The following is a 16,549-nucleotide window of genomic DNA, read 5'->3' as shown; positions in this document are numbered from 1 at the left end:
CGGGTCGCAACCCGATACGACAAAACCGCCGAGTCCTACATCGGCTTCGTCAGCCTCGCATCAGTCCTGCTCTGGCTGCCCTTTGTCCACGATGCCTAATTGTTTCGACCGATGTGTTGATGCGTTCTAGCGTGGAGCGAGGCAGAAATAATTAAACCACTCAGAGGCGTACATAGAAAAGGTGGGTGTCGACTTTCGCCACCTTGATCATTGTGTCCCGCCAATACGGCACCATCCAGTCGGCGTGATAATGCGTCGCGCGGCCCACATCCGCAAAGACATGGCCTGCAAGTGCTTCTCTCGCCACGCGTCGCGCCGCAGACCATCCGAAATGTCTCGTGCGCCGCTTGATCGAGCCATCGCAGGTAAACGAGAATTGGCAGCCCGTGGTCCGGTCGAAACCCTGGTAGACGACGCCGCAAATGGTGCGCGGAAAACCAGGGGCACGCGCGCGGTTGAGAATGACCTGAATGACGGCGCGTTGTCCTCGCGGGTCATCACCTACTTCATAGAGGGCTGCGGTGGCCAGGCAGTCGACGGCTTGCGCGCGCTCGGCGGAGCCGCCTCCAAAGCGATAGGGCTTTGCGCGGACCCGCGCGGCAGCAACGATGGGTACCCTGGCGTTCGAGGCGCGTGCCTGCGCCATCGTCATCGTCCTGGGCGGCCTCGTCTTCGGAGCAGTGCCGACCGTATCCAGAAGGCCAGCGGCGATTGCGACGGCTGCCACGACAATAAGCAGCAACAGCCAGCGCTCCGCGGCAACATCGCGCCGAGCATGGCGGCTCCTGGAGGCATATAGGGTTCGTCGGGATGCCATCACCGACATGCTAGCGCAGCGAGCGGCCCAAAGCAGCGTAGATCACACTCGCTGCGCTCAATAAACCACCAAGCTCCGGCGGCAAAGAATGCTGGCAAAGGAGCGAACCTGCTTCACTGTACGAAGCCGCTGCGCGGCAGTGGTGTTGGCAGTGAGATAGCGCGTCTGCTCTAAACCAGGTCTGCCGTTCAATATGTCGGTGGCGAACGGCAAAATTGCCCCAGTCCCGGTCGTTCACGAAGGCTCGCTGGAACTCACCGGGAAAAGAGGGAAATCAGCCCCGACATGCGCAGCCGGTCGCCAAGGCAGGTCGCTTACCCCAGTTTACTCGCAGAACTTGGATCAGATCGCGATGCTAGCAACAAGGGGGCCTGACGGACGGATCTACTGCCTACCTTCCGCCCCGACAGAACGCCCCAGATCGGCGTGATCCTATTTTGCGCCTTCGATCAGGCAGTCGATCAACTTGTCGCTGGCGGGCTTTACCTCTTCCTGATGAAGCGTCCGTGCGCAGACCGAACCGAGCGAGATGATCATGAAGGCCTGCGCCAAGGTGCGGTGTTCGTCCTCCACCACGTCGCTGCCCATCAATCCGGCGAAGGCGCGACTGATATTCTCGAAGGCCTGGGCGCGCACGTCGAGGAAGATCGCCCGTATCCGCTCATTGCGCGCCGCCTCCGCCGCAATCTCCAGGAACAGCCGATCGCCGCATTCGTCCTTGCGACAGGGTGTCGAGACCAGCCAGCTGATGATCCCGGCCCGGTCGCGGTTGGTCAGCGCGGTGTTGAGCGTGTTCTGGTCCGCGATCCGTTCGCAGTCCGCCGCCACGATCGCGGCGATGATGTCCTCCTTCGAGGGAAAGTCGCGGTACAGCTGCTGCACGGCGACACCGGACTCCTTGGCGATTGCGGCTATCCCCGTGGCATGAAAGCCGTTTTCGACGAACAGTCGGCGAGCGACCTCCTTGATGGTGTTCCGGCGCAGGTCTGCGCGCGTGGGGGCAGTGCAATCGATATTCGTCACAATGGGGCCTCTTCTAATCAGTTGACGTGCTCGATCGGCGGGCCTAACTCCGCTGTTTGTGAGTGATCGCTCTCAAACAATTTTTCAAGCGGGAAATGATATGTCTTCCAATCGGCTTATGGGTCGTGTGTTGGCATCTGCCGCCTTGCTCGCACTGGCCGCTTGCGGTGCCGGTGGCAAGCAACAGCAGCAGCAGGCGGCGCAGGGACCGGCGCCGGTCAGTTATGTGGTGGCGAGCGAGCAGCCTGTCACCCTCACGACCGAATTGCCCGGCAGGACCACCGCATTCGAAACCTCCGATGTTCGTCCCCAGGTCAACGGCCTGATCACCCAGCGGTTGTTCGTCGAGGGTGACATGGTCCGCCAGGGCCAGCCGCTATATCATATCGATCCGGCACCCTACCAAGCTCAGGTCGCCAGTGCCCGCGCCGCGCTGACCCGTGCGCAGGCGAGCATCGCGTCGAGCGCCGCGCTGGCGCGCCGCTATGGCGAACTGGTCAAGATCAACGCGATCGCCCGCCAGGAGTATGAGAACGCGCAGACCAGCGCCGCCCAAGCGCGTGCCGACGTCGCGGCGCAGCAGGCCGCCCTCCGCTCGGCGCAGATCGATCTGGCGCGCACCACCATCCGCGCGCCGATCACCGGCCGGATCGGCCGTTCGGTGTTCACCACCGGTGCGCTGGTGTCAGCGTCGCAGGCCGACGCGCTGGCCACCATCCAGCGCATCGACCCCATTTATGTCGATATCCAGGAGCCGAGCGCCGAACTGCTGAAGCTGCGACGCCAGATCATGAGCGGCCAGCTGACCCGCGACGGCAATGCCCGGGTCCGGCTGAAGCTGGAGGACGGCAGCGACTATGGTCCGCAGGGTACGCTCCGCTTCGCCGACGTCACCGTCGACCCGACCACCGGATCGCAGGTGATCCGCGCATTGTTCCCCAATCCCAATGGGCTGCTGCTGCCCGGCATGTTCGCTCGCGCTTCGCTGGTCGAGGGAACGCAGTCCAATGCCTTCCTGGTGCCCCAGCGTGCGGTCAGCCGCGACGAAAAGGGCCAGGCGACCGTGATGGTGATCGGCGCGGGCAACAAGGTCGAGGGGCGCACGCTCCAGACCGGGCGGTCGGTCGGCGACAACTGGCTGGTCACCAGCGGGTTGAAGGCCGGGGACAAGATCATCGTCGAAGGCGGCATGATGCTGCGCCCGGGCATGCCGGTGCAGGGCAAGCCGTGGAATCCCAACGCCAAGCCCGCGGCCGTGCAGCCGCAACAGGGCTCGGCGCAGACACAGGCGAAGTAAACGGCCATGTCACGCTATTTTATCGATCGTCCGATCTTCGCCTATGTGCTGGCGGTGATGGTCGTCATCGCGGGGCTCTTGTCCCTGCGCTCGTTGCCCATCGCGCAGTTCCCGGCGATTGCGCCGCCCGCGGTCTCGATCACCGCCAACTATCCGGGCGCCGACGCCCAGACGCTGGAGAACACCACCACCCAGATCATCGAGCAGCAGATGAAGGGGATCGACCACCTTCGCTACTTCTCGTCCTCGTCGTCCTCGGCGGGCAGCGTGACGATCACGTTGACCTTCGAACAGGGGACGGATCCCGACATCGCGCAGGTGCAGGTCCAGAACAAGCTGCAGGCGGCGACCCCGCTGCTGCCGCAGGAGGTCCAGCGCCAGGGCATCATCGTCGCCAAGGCAACGCAGAATTTCCTGCTGTTCGTCGGCCTCTATTCCGAGAACGGCAAGCATGACGCGGACGATCTGGCCGACATCGTCGCCTCGCGGATTTCCGATCCGCTGTCACGCGTGACGGGCGTCGGCGATACCCAGATCTTCGGGTCGCAATATGCGATGCGCATCTGGGTCGATCCGATCAAGCTCAACAATTATGCGCTGACCATGGCGGACGTGACCAGCGCGGTCACGGCGCAGAATGCGCAGGTCTCGGCGGGCCAGATCGGCGCGCAGCCCGCGCCCAAGGAACAGATGCTCAACGCGACCGTCTCGGTCTCGTCGCGGCTGACTTCCCCTGAGCAGTTCGCCCAGATCCGCCTGAAGAGCAACACGGATGGCTCGATCGTCCGACTGGGCGACGTCGCGCGCGTCGCGATCGGCGCGGAAAACTACGCCTTCTCGGCACAGTGGAACGGCAAGCCCGCCTCGGGCATCGGCATCAAGCTGGCCCCCGGTGCCAACGCGCTCGATACCGTCGTCGCGGTCAAGGAACGGGTGAACGAACTCGCCAAGACCTTCCCGTCCGACGTCAAGGTCATCTTCCCCTACGACACTTCGCCCTTCGTGCGGCTGTCGATCGAGCAGGTGATCGAGACGCTGGTCGAGGCGGTCGTGCTCGTCTTCCTCGTCATGTTCCTCTTCCTCCAGAATTTCCGTGCGACCCTGATCCCGACGATCGCGGTGCCGGTGGTGCTGACGGGGACGTTCGCGGTGCTGGCGGCGTTCGGCTATTCGATCAACACGCTGACCCTGTTCGGTATGGTGCTGGCCATCGGCTTGCTGGTCGACGACGCGATCGTCGTCGTCGAGAATGTCGAGCGGCTGATCACCACCGAGCATCTGTCGCCCAAGGAAGCGGCGCGCAAGTCGATGGACGAGATCACCGGCGCGCTGATCGGCATCGCGGCGGTGCTGTCCGCCGTGTTCCTGCCGATGGCGTTCTTCGGCGGATCGACTGGCGTCATCTATCGCCAATTCTCGATTACCATCGTGTCGGCGATGGTGCTGTCGGTCGCGGTCGCGCTGATCCTGACGCCCGCGCTATGCGCCACCATCCTGAAGCCGCACGATCCGAACAAGGCCGAAGGCCATGGTCCGCTGGCGCGTTTCTTCCGCTGGTTCAACGACCGGTTCGACCGTGGGCGCGACCGCTATGAAAAGGGCGTCCGCTCGACCGCGCGGCGCTGGGGGCGGTCGCTGATCGTCTATGCGCTGATCGTCGTCGGCATGGCCTTCCTGTTCATGCGACTGCCGAGCGGCTTTCTCCCCGACGAGGATCAGGGCGAGATGATCGCACTGGTCCAGGGCCCGCCGGGGGCGACCACGGCGCGGACCCAGAAGGGCCTCGACCTCGTCCGCGACCATTTCCTGAGCGATGCGGGCGATGCCATTCGCGGCGTCTACACGATCAACGGCTTCAGCTTTGCGGGCCAGGGCCAGAATAGCGGTATTGCCTTCATCCCGATGAAGGAGTGGAAGGACCGCCCCGGTGCGCAGAACAAGGCGCAGGCGATCATCGGCCGCGCCATGGGGGCCTTCGCCCGCTACAATGACGGCCTGATCTTCGCGGTCATCCCGCCCGCCGTCCAGGAACTGGGCAATGCCACCGGCTTCGACATGCAGCTGGTCGATGAAGGCGGCATCGGACACGACAAGCTGCTCGCCGCGCGCAACATGTTGCTCGGCATGGCGTCGCAGAACAAGTCGCTGGTCGGCGTGCGCCCCAACGCGCTCGACGACGCGCCGCAGCTCAAGGTCAATGTCGACCAGGACAAGGCGCGCGCGCTCGGCCTCGACCTGTCGACCGTCAACAGCACGATCGCGACCGCCTGGGGTGGTTCCTATGTGAACGACTTCATCGATCGCGGCCGGGTGAAGCGCGTCTATATCCAGGCCGATGCCGCCTATCGTATGGCGCCCGAGGACATCGGCGACCTCTATGTGCGCGGGGCCACGGGCACGATGGCGCCGTTCACCGCCTTCTCCTCGTTCGACTGGCATCAGGGGCCGATGCAGCTGACCCGCTATAACGGACAGCCCTCGATGGAAATCCTGGGCCAGGCTGCGCCCGGCGTCTCGTCGGGTGCAGCGATCAAGGCGATGGAGGAGATGCAGGCCAAGCTGCCCCCCGGCACCCGGCTCGACTGGACCGGCCTCAGCTATGAGGAGCAGCTATCCGGTGGTCAGGCACCCGCGCTCTATGGGTTGTCGCTGCTGATCGTCTTCCTGTGCCTCGCCGCGCTGTACGAAAGCTGGTCGGTGCCGATCTCGGTGATGCTGGTGGTGCCGCTGGGCGTCGTCGGTGCGCTGCTGGCCGCGATGCTGACCGGGCTGAACAACGACATTTACCTCCAGGTCGGCCTGATCACCACGATCGGCGTGTCGGCGAAGAACGCGATCCTAATCGTCGAGTTCGCCGAGGAGAAGATGCGCGAGGGGCTGAGTGCGTTCGATGCGGCGATCGAGGCCGCCAAGCTTCGCCTCCGTCCGATCCTGATGACCAGCCTGGCCTTCGTGTTCGGCGTGTTCCCGCTGGCCATCGCCAATGGCGCAGGGGCAGGGGGGCAGAATGCGATCGGTCGCGCCGTGGTGGGCGGCATGTTGTCGGCGACGATCCTGGCGATCTTCTTCGTGCCGATGTTCTTCGTCGTCGTCATGCGGCTGTTCGATCGCAGCAAGCAGCGCAAGGCCGAGGGCGATACGCATCCCCACGACGATGGCCACCCCGACATGCCGTCCGTGCCGCAGGGAGTTTGATCCATGATCCGTTCCAAATCCGCACTCGCGCTGCTGGCGGCCACGATGCTCGCCGGGTGCAATCTCGCCCCCAAATATGTCCGGCCGGTGGGCGCGGTCCCTGCGACCTTGCCCCAGGACGGCATCTATCCCGCCGCCGCGTCGGATGCGCCGGACGTCACCCGGATCGGGTGGCAGTCCTTCTTCACCGACGATCGCCTGCGCCGCACCATCGCGCTGGGGCTGGAGAATAACCGGGACCTACGCGTCGCGGCGGCCAATGTGCTTCAGGCGCGCGCGCAATACCGGGTCCAGCGCGCCGATCTGGTCCCCTCGACCAACCTGTCGGGCTCCGGCACCTATACCAACAACATCCAGGGCGCCGCAGGCGCTCTGGGTGGCGCGGCGGGTGGCGGAACCGGCGCGGGGGCGGGGACCGGTACCGGTGGTACCGGCGCCGGCCTCGGTACGGGTGTCGGCTCTTCCTCGCAGAACCTGGAATTCTATTCGGCCAATGTCGGTTTCTCGGCGTTCGAGCTCGACCTGTTCGGCCGCGTCCGCAATCTGAACCGCGCCGCGCTGGAACAGTATTTCGCGACCGAGGAAGCCCAGCGCGCAACCCGGATCAGCCTGATCGCCGAAATCGCGACGGCCTGGCTGACCTATGCCTCGGACCAGGACCAGCTTCGCATCTCGCAGGAGTCGTTGAAATCCTTCGCGCAATCGTTGGAGCTGACACGGGCGCAGTTCCGGATCGGCGTCGCCTCCGAGCTTGAGGCGCGGCAGGCCGAAACCACCTATCAGGGCGCACGCAACGACATCGCCGTGCTCAAGACGCGGGTGGCGCAGGACAAGAATGCCCTCGACCTGCTGGTCGGCGCGCCGGTGCAGAGCGATCTGTTGCCGCAGGGTCTGGGTGACGGGAATGCGGCCTTGCCGCTGTTGCCCACCGGCCTGTCCTCCGACATCCTGCTGCGCCGCCCCGATGTGTTGCAGGCCGAGCATCAGCTGATCGCGCAGAACGCCAATATCGGCGCGGCGCGCGCGGCGATGTTCCCGCGCATCTCGCTGACCGCGACCCTGGGGACGATCAGCACCGCGCTGAGCGGCCTCTTCGCGGGCGGCAGCTTCACCTATACCGGCGCGCCGTCGGTCTCGCTGCCGCTGTTCGACGGTGGGCGGATCCGGGGCAATCTGGACGCGGCGCGCGCGCAGCAGCAGGCGGCCGTCTCGACCTATGAAAAGACCGTCCAGACGGCGTTCCGCGAGGTTGCCGACGCCTTGGCCCAGCGCGGCACCATCGACGAGCAGATCGCGGCGCAGACAGCCCGCGTCGAGGCGGCGAACGTCGCCCTGAAGATTTCTGACGCGCGCTATCGGACGGGCGTCGAATCCTTCCTGACGACGCTGGATTCCCAACGCACCGCCTATTCGGCGCAGCAGTTGCTGGTGACCACCCGCCTCAACCGCGAGAGCAACATGGTCGAGCTGTACCGCTCGCTGGGCGGTGGGCTGAACTAGGCGATATGGGCGATGCCGACACCTTGTCCGCGCGCCATGGCGGCCCGGCCATGCCGGTCGCCTCGCGCGGCCGCCCCAGTCTCGAACGGGCGGCGGAGATCGGCAATCTGGTCGTCGAGGCCGCGATCACGGCCTTTGTCGAACAGGGGCTGGATATCTCGATCGAGCAGATCGCCCAGTCGGTCGGCGTCAGCAAGCAGGCCGTCTATCGCCGCTGGTCGAGCAAGATCCAGCTCCTGATGGACGTGATGGACCGGGTGATGGCCAGGGTCCATTCCAATCTGACCCGCGACCTGCCCGACGACGCCTTCCTCGCCCTGAGGGAACTGTCCCGCCGCATGTGCGAAACGGACGGCGGGGTACGCGAACGGAGCATGACGATCCTGATGGCGGAGGCGTTGGAGGATACCACCGTGCGCCATTGGCTGGGCTCCTGGCGAGACAAGCACTTCGCCTTTTACCGGCGATACGTCACGGCGATCCTCTCCGACGAACAGTCCGAACGGTCCGCCGAGACGGTCGCGAGAATATTGCTCGATATCGTCGAGGGGGTCAGCCGAGAGGCCTACTGGCAGGATCTATCCGAAGCGGAATGCGCGACGCTGTTCCTGCGCAAGTGGGATTCGAGTTTGCCCCTGTTGCATGGGTGATCGCATGTCGAAGCCGCTCTCGCTTGACCGACGCCGATGATCGGCTCCGTGGAGCCAAGTGTTGATCCCACGGTCTGACGGTGCGGTTCTTTCGTTGAAATGTCGGCATGTCGAATGGGGCGGGTACGTCAGCCCCGCGATCGTCACACCGCCTAGTCCCGCCAGATGCGCTTCGACACGATCTGCGAGCCGCTCGCCAGCCACGAGTCGCTTAGCGGGCGCCCGCCCCGCGGATATATCGGAAGGCTCCGGACGCCAGAGCCAGATCAGTTCATCGTGGACCCGATCCACCGGTTGCCGGGACCGAATGGCTGAACGCAGATAGCGGCGGCAGGCTCGTTGGCTTGGCCCTGCGCTTGGCAGGCGCAGCCCCCATTGACACCATGGAATTCCGGTTTTCTAGCAGCCCCGCCGATTGCATTTTCGGCTCTCGATCACCGCTGGCCAAGAGAGAACCGCTTGCCCTTCATGGAAGCCTCGTTGCACGGTGGCATTGCGACCTTGCTGGCTCTGGCGATCGCGCTTTTCCTCAGCGAGGCGCCCAGCCGTGCTGGTCGTTATGGCGCGGCCCTGGCCTTTGCCGCGCTGCTGGCGGAGGTGGCGGGACTGCCTTTCGTGCAGGACCGAGCCGGGCTTGCCACGTTGCTACAGGTCGGCGGATCGGCCAGCCTGCCGCTCTTCTGGCTGTTCGCCCGCTCTTGGTTCGATGACGATTTCCGCCCGGGGCTCGCCGAACTGGCCCTGGCGATGGGCTATCTCGGTCTGAGTGCGACCGTGATCGGCGGCGAGCGCGGGACGCACGCGCCGCTTCATGCGCTGGACGGGCTGCTCTATGTCGCGGGCATCGCGCTTACCGTCGATGCGCTGCGCCATGCCTGGTCGAACCGGGCCAGCGATCTGATCGAGGCGCGGCGTCGGGCGCGGGTGGCCTTTGTCGTCATCGTCACCATCGTCGTGCTCTGGACGATCGGCGCGGAGATCGTCGGGCGGGCCTTTGGCGGCTTTGTGCTGACCGGTATCGTCGGCACGATCGGCATGTTGATGGGGACATTCGGCCTGGCGTTGCTGCTGTTCGGGCTGAGGCATCGGGAGATGTTCGCATCCGCCCCGCCCAACGGCGCACCGTCACCGGCGGCGGTCGTCGATCCCGTCCCGGTGCCCGATGCGGACGAGCCGCTTGCCAGCGCCCTGGACGTGGCGATGACGCAGGAGCGCCTGTATCGCGACCCGGAGCTGACCATCGGTGCGATCGCCATGCGGCTGGGCGTGCCGGAATATCGTGTGCGTCGGCTGGTCAACGGCCGCTTCGGGCATCGCAATATCAGCGACTATCTGAACGGCCTGCGCGTGGCCGAGGTCTGCGCCGCGCTCGCCGATCCCGAACAGGCCCAGGTGCCGATCCTGACCATCGCGATGGATGCGGGCTTCGGCAGCCTGGCGGTCTTCAACCGCAGCTTCAAGGCGCGGCAGGGCGAGACGCCCAGCGCCTATCGCCGCCGCCATCTGGAGATTTCGTCCCCCATGGACTGATCGATTCCAAAATCGATCGGTCGAAATCGGAAATAGGGGAGGCGCGGGGCGCATCACCCCTCATGGCGCGCCCATTCCGATTTCTGGGGGCCGTCATGCCGTTTCCTTGCCGCCGTCACCTCTTTGCTATCCTGTTGCCCGTGTCCGCGCCGGGCATGACCCTGACCGCCTGCTCGTCGCCGCCGCCGCGTCAGCCCGATCGCAACGTGGCGATCGTCGATATCGTCCCCGTCCACGCCGCAGGCGGCGCGCTCCGCCAGTTCAGCGGCATCGTGCGTCCCTATCGCGAGACGATGCTGGCGTTCAAACGGCCCGGACGTTTGCTGACACTGACCGCCCAGGTCGGCGACACGGTGCGCGCCGGACAGGTGCTGGGTCGCCTGGGCAAAGCAGAGGCCAATGCCGGGGCGGCACAGGCCGAGGCCGAGCTGGCCGCCGCAACGGCCGATGCACGGGCGGCGCAAGATGCGGCTGACCGTTCGCGCGGACTGGATGGGGTCGGCGCGTTGTCGACTGCCGAGGTTCGCCAGCGGGCGCTGACGGCCCGTGCCGCCGAGGCCAAGGTCGCGGCCGCCGCCGCTGCGGTCCGGCGCAGTCGTGACATGCTGTCCGACGCCGTGCTGGTCGCGCCGCAGGACGGGATCGTCACCGCAAGGCTGGCCGAACCGGGCAGCGTCATCGATGCGGGTGGCCCCGTGCTGAAGCTGGCGAGCGGCCCGCCCGAGGTCGAAATCCACGCACCCGCCGCTCTTTCCCTGCCGTCGGGCATGCTGGCCGATGTCCGTATGTCCGACCGGGGCACGGCGCTCACCGCCCGGTTGCGCCTCGTCTCGCCGGAAGGGGACCCGGCCTTGCATCTGCGCAATGCCCGTTTCGTTTTGAACGGAACGGGATCATCGCCGCCCTATAACAGCATGGTCACGCTCATGCTGCGCACGGCCATGCCGGACCAGCCCATCCGCGTTCCCCTGTCCGCCATCGCCGAACGGGGCAACCGACCTTATGTCTGGACGCTTCAGGCCGATAGCCGCATCCGGCGCCAGCCGGTGCGGATCGCTACATGGCTCGGGCAGGATGCGCTGGTCACGGGTTTGCGCGACGGCCAGTCGATCGTCGCCACCGCCGCCGACACGCTGGTCGATGGGCAGAGTGTCGTCGATGCCGGTATCGAGCCGGGATTCCATTGATCCATGGACCGCTTCAACCTGTCCCGATGGGCCATCCGTCACCCCGCGCTGGTCGGTTTCCTGATCGCGCTGCTTTTCGTCGCGGGGGCGGCGCAGTTCCTGGCGCTGGGTCGCAACGAGGACCCCGGCTTCACCCTGAAGGAGATGATCGTCTCCGCTCGCTGGGACGGGGCCAGTCCGGCGCAGATGCAGGCCCAGATCGCCGATCCGGTCGAACGCACGCTGCGCGGCATCGACCATCTCGACTATCTCCAGACCTATTGCCTGGAGGGCGCCTGCGTCATCACCGTCGAGCTGAAGGATGCCGCACCCCCCGGTGAGGTCAAGGATGTGTGGCAGCAGGTCCGGCGCAAGCTGACGGACATCGCGCCCGCGCTGCCTAGCGGTGCGTCGCTGGCGGCGAGCGAGGACAATGCCGATGTCTATGGTTACGTCTTCGCCCTGACCGGCGCGGACAATGCCCGGCTGGTCCAGTTGGCGGAGCAGGCGCGCGACGCCATGTTGCGCGTGCCCGGCGCGGGCAAGGCCGAGATCATCGGCGAACTGCCCCAGCGCCTGTTCGTCGATGTCGATCCCCGGCGGTTGGCCGGCATGGGCCTGTCGGCCGGTCGTCTCGCCCAGGCACTGGCACAGCGTCAGGCCATCGGTCCGGCGGGTGGGGTACAGGCCGCGATGCAGACACCGATCCGGCTGGACGGCGAGGTCGATGAGGTTCGCGATCTGGAAGGCGCGTCGATCCCCACCTCGGCGGGTATGGTCCGACTGGGCGACGTGGCGACGGTCGCGCGTGGTTACGCCGATCCGCCCGAGGCGGTGGTGCGGCATGACGGCCGGTCGGCGGTCATCCTCGCGGTGTCGATGCGGCCGGGCGCGGACGGGCTGGGCTTCGGCAAGGCGATCCGCGCGGCGGCCGACCAGGTGCGGCGCACATTGCCCGCCGGTGCGCATCTGACCCAGATCGAGGATCAGAGCGCCAACATCCGCGAGGCGGTGAACACCTTCCTCGTCAAGTTCTTCTGCGCGTTGACCGTGGTGCTCGTCGTCGCCTTCGTCACGCTCGGCTGGCGGACCGGGATCGTCGTCGCGCTGTCGGTGCCGCTGACCCTGGCCATCGTCGCGCTGTATATGGGGGTGGCGGGGATCGGGCTGGAGCGGATTTCGCTCGGTGCGCTGATCCTGTCGCTGGGCTTGCTGGTCGACGATGCGATCATCAGCGTCGAGGCGATGGTGGTCCAGATGGAGCAGGGCGTCGACCGGCATGAGGCCGCGGCCTATGCCTGGACGCACACCGCATTTCCCATGCTGACCGGCACGTTGATTACCGTCGTCGGGTTCCTGCCGGTAGGTCTCGCCCAGTCGACGACCAGCGAATATGCGGGCGGGATTTTCTGGGTGACGGGATCGGCGCTGCTGGTCAGCTGGATCGTCGCGGTGGTCTTCACCCCGTTCCTGGGCGTGAAGCTGTTGCCGGACATGGCGCGGAGCCATGGCCATGACGCCGGGCCGTCCCGGCTCTACCGGCACCTTCGAACCGCCATCGACTGGGCGCTGGGCCGGGCCTGGCTGGTCGTCGGCATTACGATCACGCTGCTGGCGGCGGGCCTGCTGGGCGCGACCCTCGTGCGGCAGCAATTCTTTCCCTATTCCGACCGGCCCGAGGTGATGGTCGACCTCGCCATGCGACCGGGCAGCTCGATCAAGGCGACCGCAGCCGCGGCGAAGCGGCTCGAACGCCTGCTGCACGGCGATCCGCGCATCCGCAGCATGGACAGTTTCGTCGGTCGCGGCGCGCCGCGCTTCTACCTGCCCTATGGTCCGGCCTTGCCCAATTCGGCGACCGCGACGGTGATGCTGGTGACCCGCGATCTGGCGGCGCGTGACGCCCTGATCGAAAAGCTGGAGCACATGCCCGGCATTCCGGGCGCCAGCCTGCATGTGCGTCGCCTGTCGCTGGGGCCTAGCCTGGGCTCGCCGGTGCAATATCGGGTGACGGGGAAGGATCCAGCGCGCCTGCGCGAGATCGCGGAGCGGATCGCCGCCGTGCTGCGCGGCATTCCAGCGACGACGGCGGTGCAGATCAACTGGGGCATTGCCGCGCCCGTCGCGCGCTACCGGATCGATCCGGCGCGGGCGGCGGCCCTCGGGGTGGACCGGGCACAGGTGGCGAGCGATCTGGCCGCCACCCTGTCGGGTGCGCCCGGTGGCGCGGTCCTGCGCGGGACGAAGCAGATCGGCATCGTCGTGCGCGGGCGGGCCGAGGATCGCCACGATCTGGGCGGCCTGATCGACACGCCCGTCTCGACGCCACACGGCATGGTGCCGCTGGGCGAGGTGGCCACTTTGTCGCCAGCTACCGAGCAGCCGATCGTCTGGACGCGCAATGCCGCACGGACCATGACGGTGCAGGCCGACATGATCGGCGACGTCCAGGCGTCCGAGATCGTCGATGCCGCCGCGCCCCGCATCGATGCGATCCGCGCCGCGCTGCCGCCCGGATATGGCGTGGAGGATGGCGGCGATGGCGAATTGTCGGCCGATGCCAACCGGGCGATCTATCACCTGTTGCCGGTGACGATCGGGATCATGCTCGTGCTGCTGATGATCCAGTTGCAGAGCCTGTCCCGAACATTGCTCGTGCTGGCGACCGCGCCGCTGGGTGTCATCGGTGCGGTGACGGCGCTGCTGCTGACCGGCGCGCCGTTCGGCTTCGTCGCGCTGTTGGGGCTGATCGCGCTGGCGGGGATGATCATGCGCAACACCATCATCCTCGTCGACCAGGTCGAGGCGCACCGGGCCGAGGGGATGGCGGTACGCGCCGCCGTCACGGAAGCGACGGTAGGCCGTGCCCGCCCGGTGGTGTTGACCGCACTGGCCGCCGTGCTCGCCTTCATCCCCCTGTGCTTCAACATTTTCTGGGGACCGATGGCGATCGTGATGATCGGCGGCCTGATCGGCGCGACGATCCTGACGCTGGTCGCACTGCCCGCCTTCTATCTGTTGCTGTTCGGGCGCGAGGACGCCGCCAAGGAGACCGCGCATGATTGATCGTCATATCGTCGGCGCGGGCTTGCTGGCGCTGCTGCTGGGCGGCTGTACGGTCGGTCCGGATTTTCATCCGCCCGTCGCCGACCTGCCTGCGCGGTGGCAGGACAGTGCCCAGGCGTCGGCTCCACCGAACCAGGACTGGTGGCGCGGCTTCGGCGATCCGGTGCTCGACCGGCTGGAAGCCCAGGCGCTCGCGGCCAATCTCGATCTGCGTATCGCCGAGGAGCGGCTGGTCGCGGCCCGGATCGCCCGCGACGCCAGGCACGCCGACAGCCTGCCGCAGGTCGGCGGGCAGCTCGGCTATAGCCGCAACCGCATCGGTACCGCCGGGCTGGCCGGCGTGCTTGCGCCCCTGTTGGGCCAGTCACCGGAGGCCGCCGACGCCGCCATTCCCAAGGCCTATGCCTTCAATCTCTACCAGAGCGACATCAGCATAAGCTGGGCGATCGACCTGTGGGGCAAGAACCGGCGCGAGACCGAGGCGGCCACCGCCGGGATCGCGCAGGCGGAGGCCGCCACGCGGGGCGCGCGCTTGTCGGTCGAGGCGGCGGTCGCACAGACCTATTGGCAATGGCGCGGGCTGGTCGAGGAACGGCGCCTTGCCCTTCGGGACCAGGCCCTGGGCCAACGCACGCTCGCCATCGCCGCCGCGTTCCAGGCGCGCGGGCTGGCCACGGGCATCGATGTCCGCGCGGTGGAACAGGAGCAGCGGGCGCGGCAGGATGCGCTGCTTATGCTCGACGCCGATATCGCCAATGCCGCCCGTGCGCTGGCGGTGCTGGTCGGCGGCAATCCCGATACGCCGCCGATCGAGGTCGCCGAGCGACCCGCCATGCCTTTACTGGCCGAACCCGCGCCGGGTCTGCCCAGCGATCTCGCCCGGCGACGCCCGGATATTCTGGCCGCCGAAGCCGCGCTTCATGCCGCCACCGCGGCAATCGGGGCGGCGCAGGCGGACTTCTATCCCAGCCTCAACCTGTCCGGCCTGTTTGGCATCGACGTCCTGAACCTGGCCGATTTCGGTTGGGATGCACGCACCACCAGTGCCGGTCCGGTGCTGTCCATTCCGATCTTTGCGGGTGGGCGACTGCAACGCCAATTGTCGCTTCGCCGCTCGGAAGAGCGGAGCGCCGCGCTCGCCTATCAAAAGACGGTGCGGGACGCCTGGCGCGAGGTGGATGATGCGCTGACCAACATCCGTGCGCTCGACCGACGGCGCGACCTGGCAAAGGCGGGCAGTCTTGCCCGGATGCAGACGGTAACGGCGATCGATGCCCGGTATTGGCGCGGCGATATCGCCGCGACTCCGCTGATCGAGGCACAGGCCGCGCAGGTCGCCGCCGAACGGGCGCTTCTGCGCCAGACCATCGCGGGCGCGCTGGCCCGTATCCAGCTATACGTCGCCCTAGGCGGCTGATCGAAAAGGACGATCCTATGTTGAAACGCCATATGGCCGCCGCCATGGCATGGTCGGTCGCGAGCCTGTTTCCCGCGCACGCCATGGCCCAGTCCCACCAGGATACCGATCCTCTCGACCGTGACATCGTCGCGGTCGGTGCGGGGCTGGCGGTCGTTCCCGATTATGAGGGCGCGAACCATTACAGCCCGGTCGTCGCGCCTGCCGCGATCGGATCGGTCGAGGGCCACAGCTTCGTCCTTGCCGGTAACCAGGCCAGCCTCAACCTGCTCCGCGACCGCTCGGGGCCGGTCTGGGAAGTGCAGGCGGGGCCAGTCGCCCTGATCAATTTCAACCGCGCCACCGTCGGCGGCACCCACGATCCCCGCGTCCGGGCGCTGGGGGCCTTGGGCCTCGCGGTCGAACTGGGCGGCTATGTCGGTGTTCAGAAGACGGGCGTGCTGACCAGCCCCTATGACAGGCTGACCATCACGGTCTCTTATCGGCATGATGTCACCGGCGTGCATGACGCAGGGCTCTGGCAGCCCGGCGTCACCTATTTCACGCCGCTATCGCTCCATGCGGCGGTGGCGATCACCGCATCGGCCGACATTGCCGAAGATCGCTATGCACGAACCTATTACAGCGTCTCACCCGCCGCCAGCAGCCGAAGCGGCCTTGCCGCCTATGATGCAAGAGGAGGGCTAAAGAACTGGACCGTCGGCCTGATCGGCGTGCGCACGGTGCGCGGCAATCTTCTGCACGGCGTCCAACTCGTCGCGCTCGGCACCTTCGGAAGGATGACGGGCAGTATCGGCAACAGCCCGATCGTCGCGGAGGCGGGGTCTCGCGGTCAATGGCTGGGGGCGCTGGGGCTCGCCTACAGCTTCTAGTCGGTCGTCGGTCGAC

At 66.7% G+C, this 16,549-nt stretch carries 11 protein-coding genes; 9 read left to right on the top strand and 2 right to left on the bottom strand.

Annotation, left to right across the window (positions count from 1 at the left end; genetic code table 11):
- Positions 1-160: 160 nt before the first annotated feature.
- Together ASF14_RS20535 and ASF14_RS20530 are read right to left on the bottom strand one after the other, a co-directional pair.
- Positions 161-646, bottom strand: coding sequence for a cell wall hydrolase (locus ASF14_RS20535; RefSeq protein WP_168371585.1), 486 nt, complete (start codon positions 644-646; stop codon positions 161-163).
- A 603-nt stretch (positions 647-1,249) separates the two neighbouring features.
- A complete protein-coding gene (locus tag ASF14_RS20530; protein WP_056439816.1) occupies positions 1,250-1,840 on the bottom strand; it encodes a TetR/AcrR family transcriptional regulator in 591 nt (196 codons plus the stop codon).
- A gap of 100 nt (positions 1,841-1,940) precedes the next feature.
- On the opposite strand from ASF14_RS20530, the gene ASF14_RS20525 reads away from it, so the two are divergent.
- The 9 genes from ASF14_RS20525 to ASF14_RS20485 all read left to right on the top strand — a co-directional run bounded on the left by ASF14_RS20525 (position 1,941) and on the right by ASF14_RS20485 (position 16,533).
- Positions 1,941-3,137: an efflux RND transporter periplasmic adaptor subunit gene (locus ASF14_RS20525; protein ID WP_156361346.1), complete on the top strand. Its 1,197-nt coding sequence runs from the start codon at positions 1,941-1,943 to the stop codon at positions 3,135-3,137.
- 6 nt (positions 3,138-3,143) lie between these two features.
- Positions 3,144-6,332 carry an efflux RND transporter permease subunit gene (locus tag ASF14_RS20520; RefSeq protein WP_056439810.1) on the top strand — a complete coding sequence of 1,063 codons (3,189 nt, stop codon included), beginning with the start codon at positions 3,144-3,146 and terminating at the stop codon, positions 6,330-6,332.
- 3 nt (positions 6,333-6,335) lie between these two features.
- Positions 6,336-7,832: an efflux transporter outer membrane subunit gene (locus tag ASF14_RS20515; RefSeq protein ID WP_056439807.1), complete on the top strand. Its 1,497-nt coding sequence runs from the start codon at positions 6,336-6,338 to the stop codon at positions 7,830-7,832.
- Between the two features lie 5 nt (positions 7,833-7,837).
- On the top strand, positions 7,838-8,482 hold the full coding sequence (locus ASF14_RS20510) for a TetR/AcrR family transcriptional regulator (protein ID WP_056439804.1): 645 nt from the start codon (positions 7,838-7,840) through the stop codon (positions 8,480-8,482).
- Between the two features lie 468 nt (positions 8,483-8,950).
- Positions 8,951-10,012 (top strand): helix-turn-helix domain-containing protein, encoded by a 1,062-nt coding sequence (locus ASF14_RS20505; RefSeq protein ID WP_056439802.1) that lies wholly within the window; start codon positions 8,951-8,953, stop codon positions 10,010-10,012.
- 95 nt (positions 10,013-10,107) lie between these two features.
- Positions 10,108-11,199 (top strand): efflux RND transporter periplasmic adaptor subunit, encoded by a 1,092-nt coding sequence (locus ASF14_RS20500; protein ID WP_236697175.1) that lies wholly within the window; start codon positions 10,108-10,110, stop codon positions 11,197-11,199.
- A 3-nt stretch (positions 11,200-11,202) separates the two neighbouring features.
- Positions 11,203-14,244 carry an efflux RND transporter permease subunit gene (locus ASF14_RS20495; protein WP_056439794.1) on the top strand — a complete coding sequence of 1,014 codons (3,042 nt, stop codon included), beginning with the start codon at positions 11,203-11,205 and terminating at the stop codon, positions 14,242-14,244.
- Positions 14,237-15,661: an efflux transporter outer membrane subunit gene (locus ASF14_RS20490; RefSeq protein ID WP_056439791.1), complete on the top strand. Its 1,425-nt coding sequence runs from the start codon at positions 14,237-14,239 to the stop codon at positions 15,659-15,661. The genes ASF14_RS20495 and ASF14_RS20490 overlap by 8 nt, the downstream gene beginning before the upstream one ends.
- Positions 15,662-15,678: 17 nt before the next feature.
- Positions 15,679-16,533 (top strand): MipA/OmpV family protein, encoded by an 855-nt coding sequence (locus ASF14_RS20485; RefSeq protein WP_056439788.1) that lies wholly within the window; start codon positions 15,679-15,681, stop codon positions 16,531-16,533.
- Positions 16,534-16,549: the final 16 nt, after the last annotated feature.

It is taken from the genome of Sphingomonas sp. Leaf257 (genome assembly GCF_001422185.1).
In the GTDB taxonomy this organism is placed as follows: Bacteria; Pseudomonadota; Alphaproteobacteria; order Sphingomonadales; family Sphingomonadaceae; genus Sphingomonas; species Sphingomonas yabuuchiae.
Note: the sequence above shows the minus strand (reverse complement) of the source record. Positions and strands in the feature narration are given on the sequence as shown.

Bases quoted from the DNA above. Each gene is read 5' to 3' on its own strand.
- ASF14_RS20535 (WP_168371585.1), bottom strand. From the start codon at position 646: ATGGCGCAGGCACGCGCCTCGAACGCCAGGGTACCCATCGTTGCTGCC.
- ASF14_RS20525 (WP_156361346.1), top strand. From the start codon at position 1,941: ATGTCTTCCAATCGGCTTATGGGTCGTGTGTTGGCATCTGCCGCCTTG.
- ASF14_RS20520 (WP_056439810.1), top strand. From the start codon at position 3,144: ATGTCACGCTATTTTATCGATCGTCCGATCTTCGCCTATGTGCTGGCG.
- ASF14_RS20515 (WP_056439807.1), top strand. From the start codon at position 6,336: ATGATCCGTTCCAAATCCGCACTCGCGCTGCTGGCGGCCACGATGCTC.
- ASF14_RS20510 (WP_056439804.1), top strand. From the start codon at position 7,838: ATGGGCGATGCCGACACCTTGTCCGCGCGCCATGGCGGCCCGGCCATG.
- ASF14_RS20505 (WP_056439802.1), top strand. From the start codon at position 8,951: ATGGAAGCCTCGTTGCACGGTGGCATTGCGACCTTGCTGGCTCTGGCG.
- ASF14_RS20500 (WP_236697175.1), top strand. From the start codon at position 10,108: ATGCCGTTTCCTTGCCGCCGTCACCTCTTTGCTATCCTGTTGCCCGTG.
- ASF14_RS20495 (WP_056439794.1), top strand. From the start codon at position 11,203: ATGGACCGCTTCAACCTGTCCCGATGGGCCATCCGTCACCCCGCGCTG.
- ASF14_RS20490 (WP_056439791.1), top strand. From the start codon at position 14,237: ATGATTGATCGTCATATCGTCGGCGCGGGCTTGCTGGCGCTGCTGCTG.
- ASF14_RS20485 (WP_056439788.1), top strand. From the start codon at position 15,679: ATGTTGAAACGCCATATGGCCGCCGCCATGGCATGGTCGGTCGCGAGC.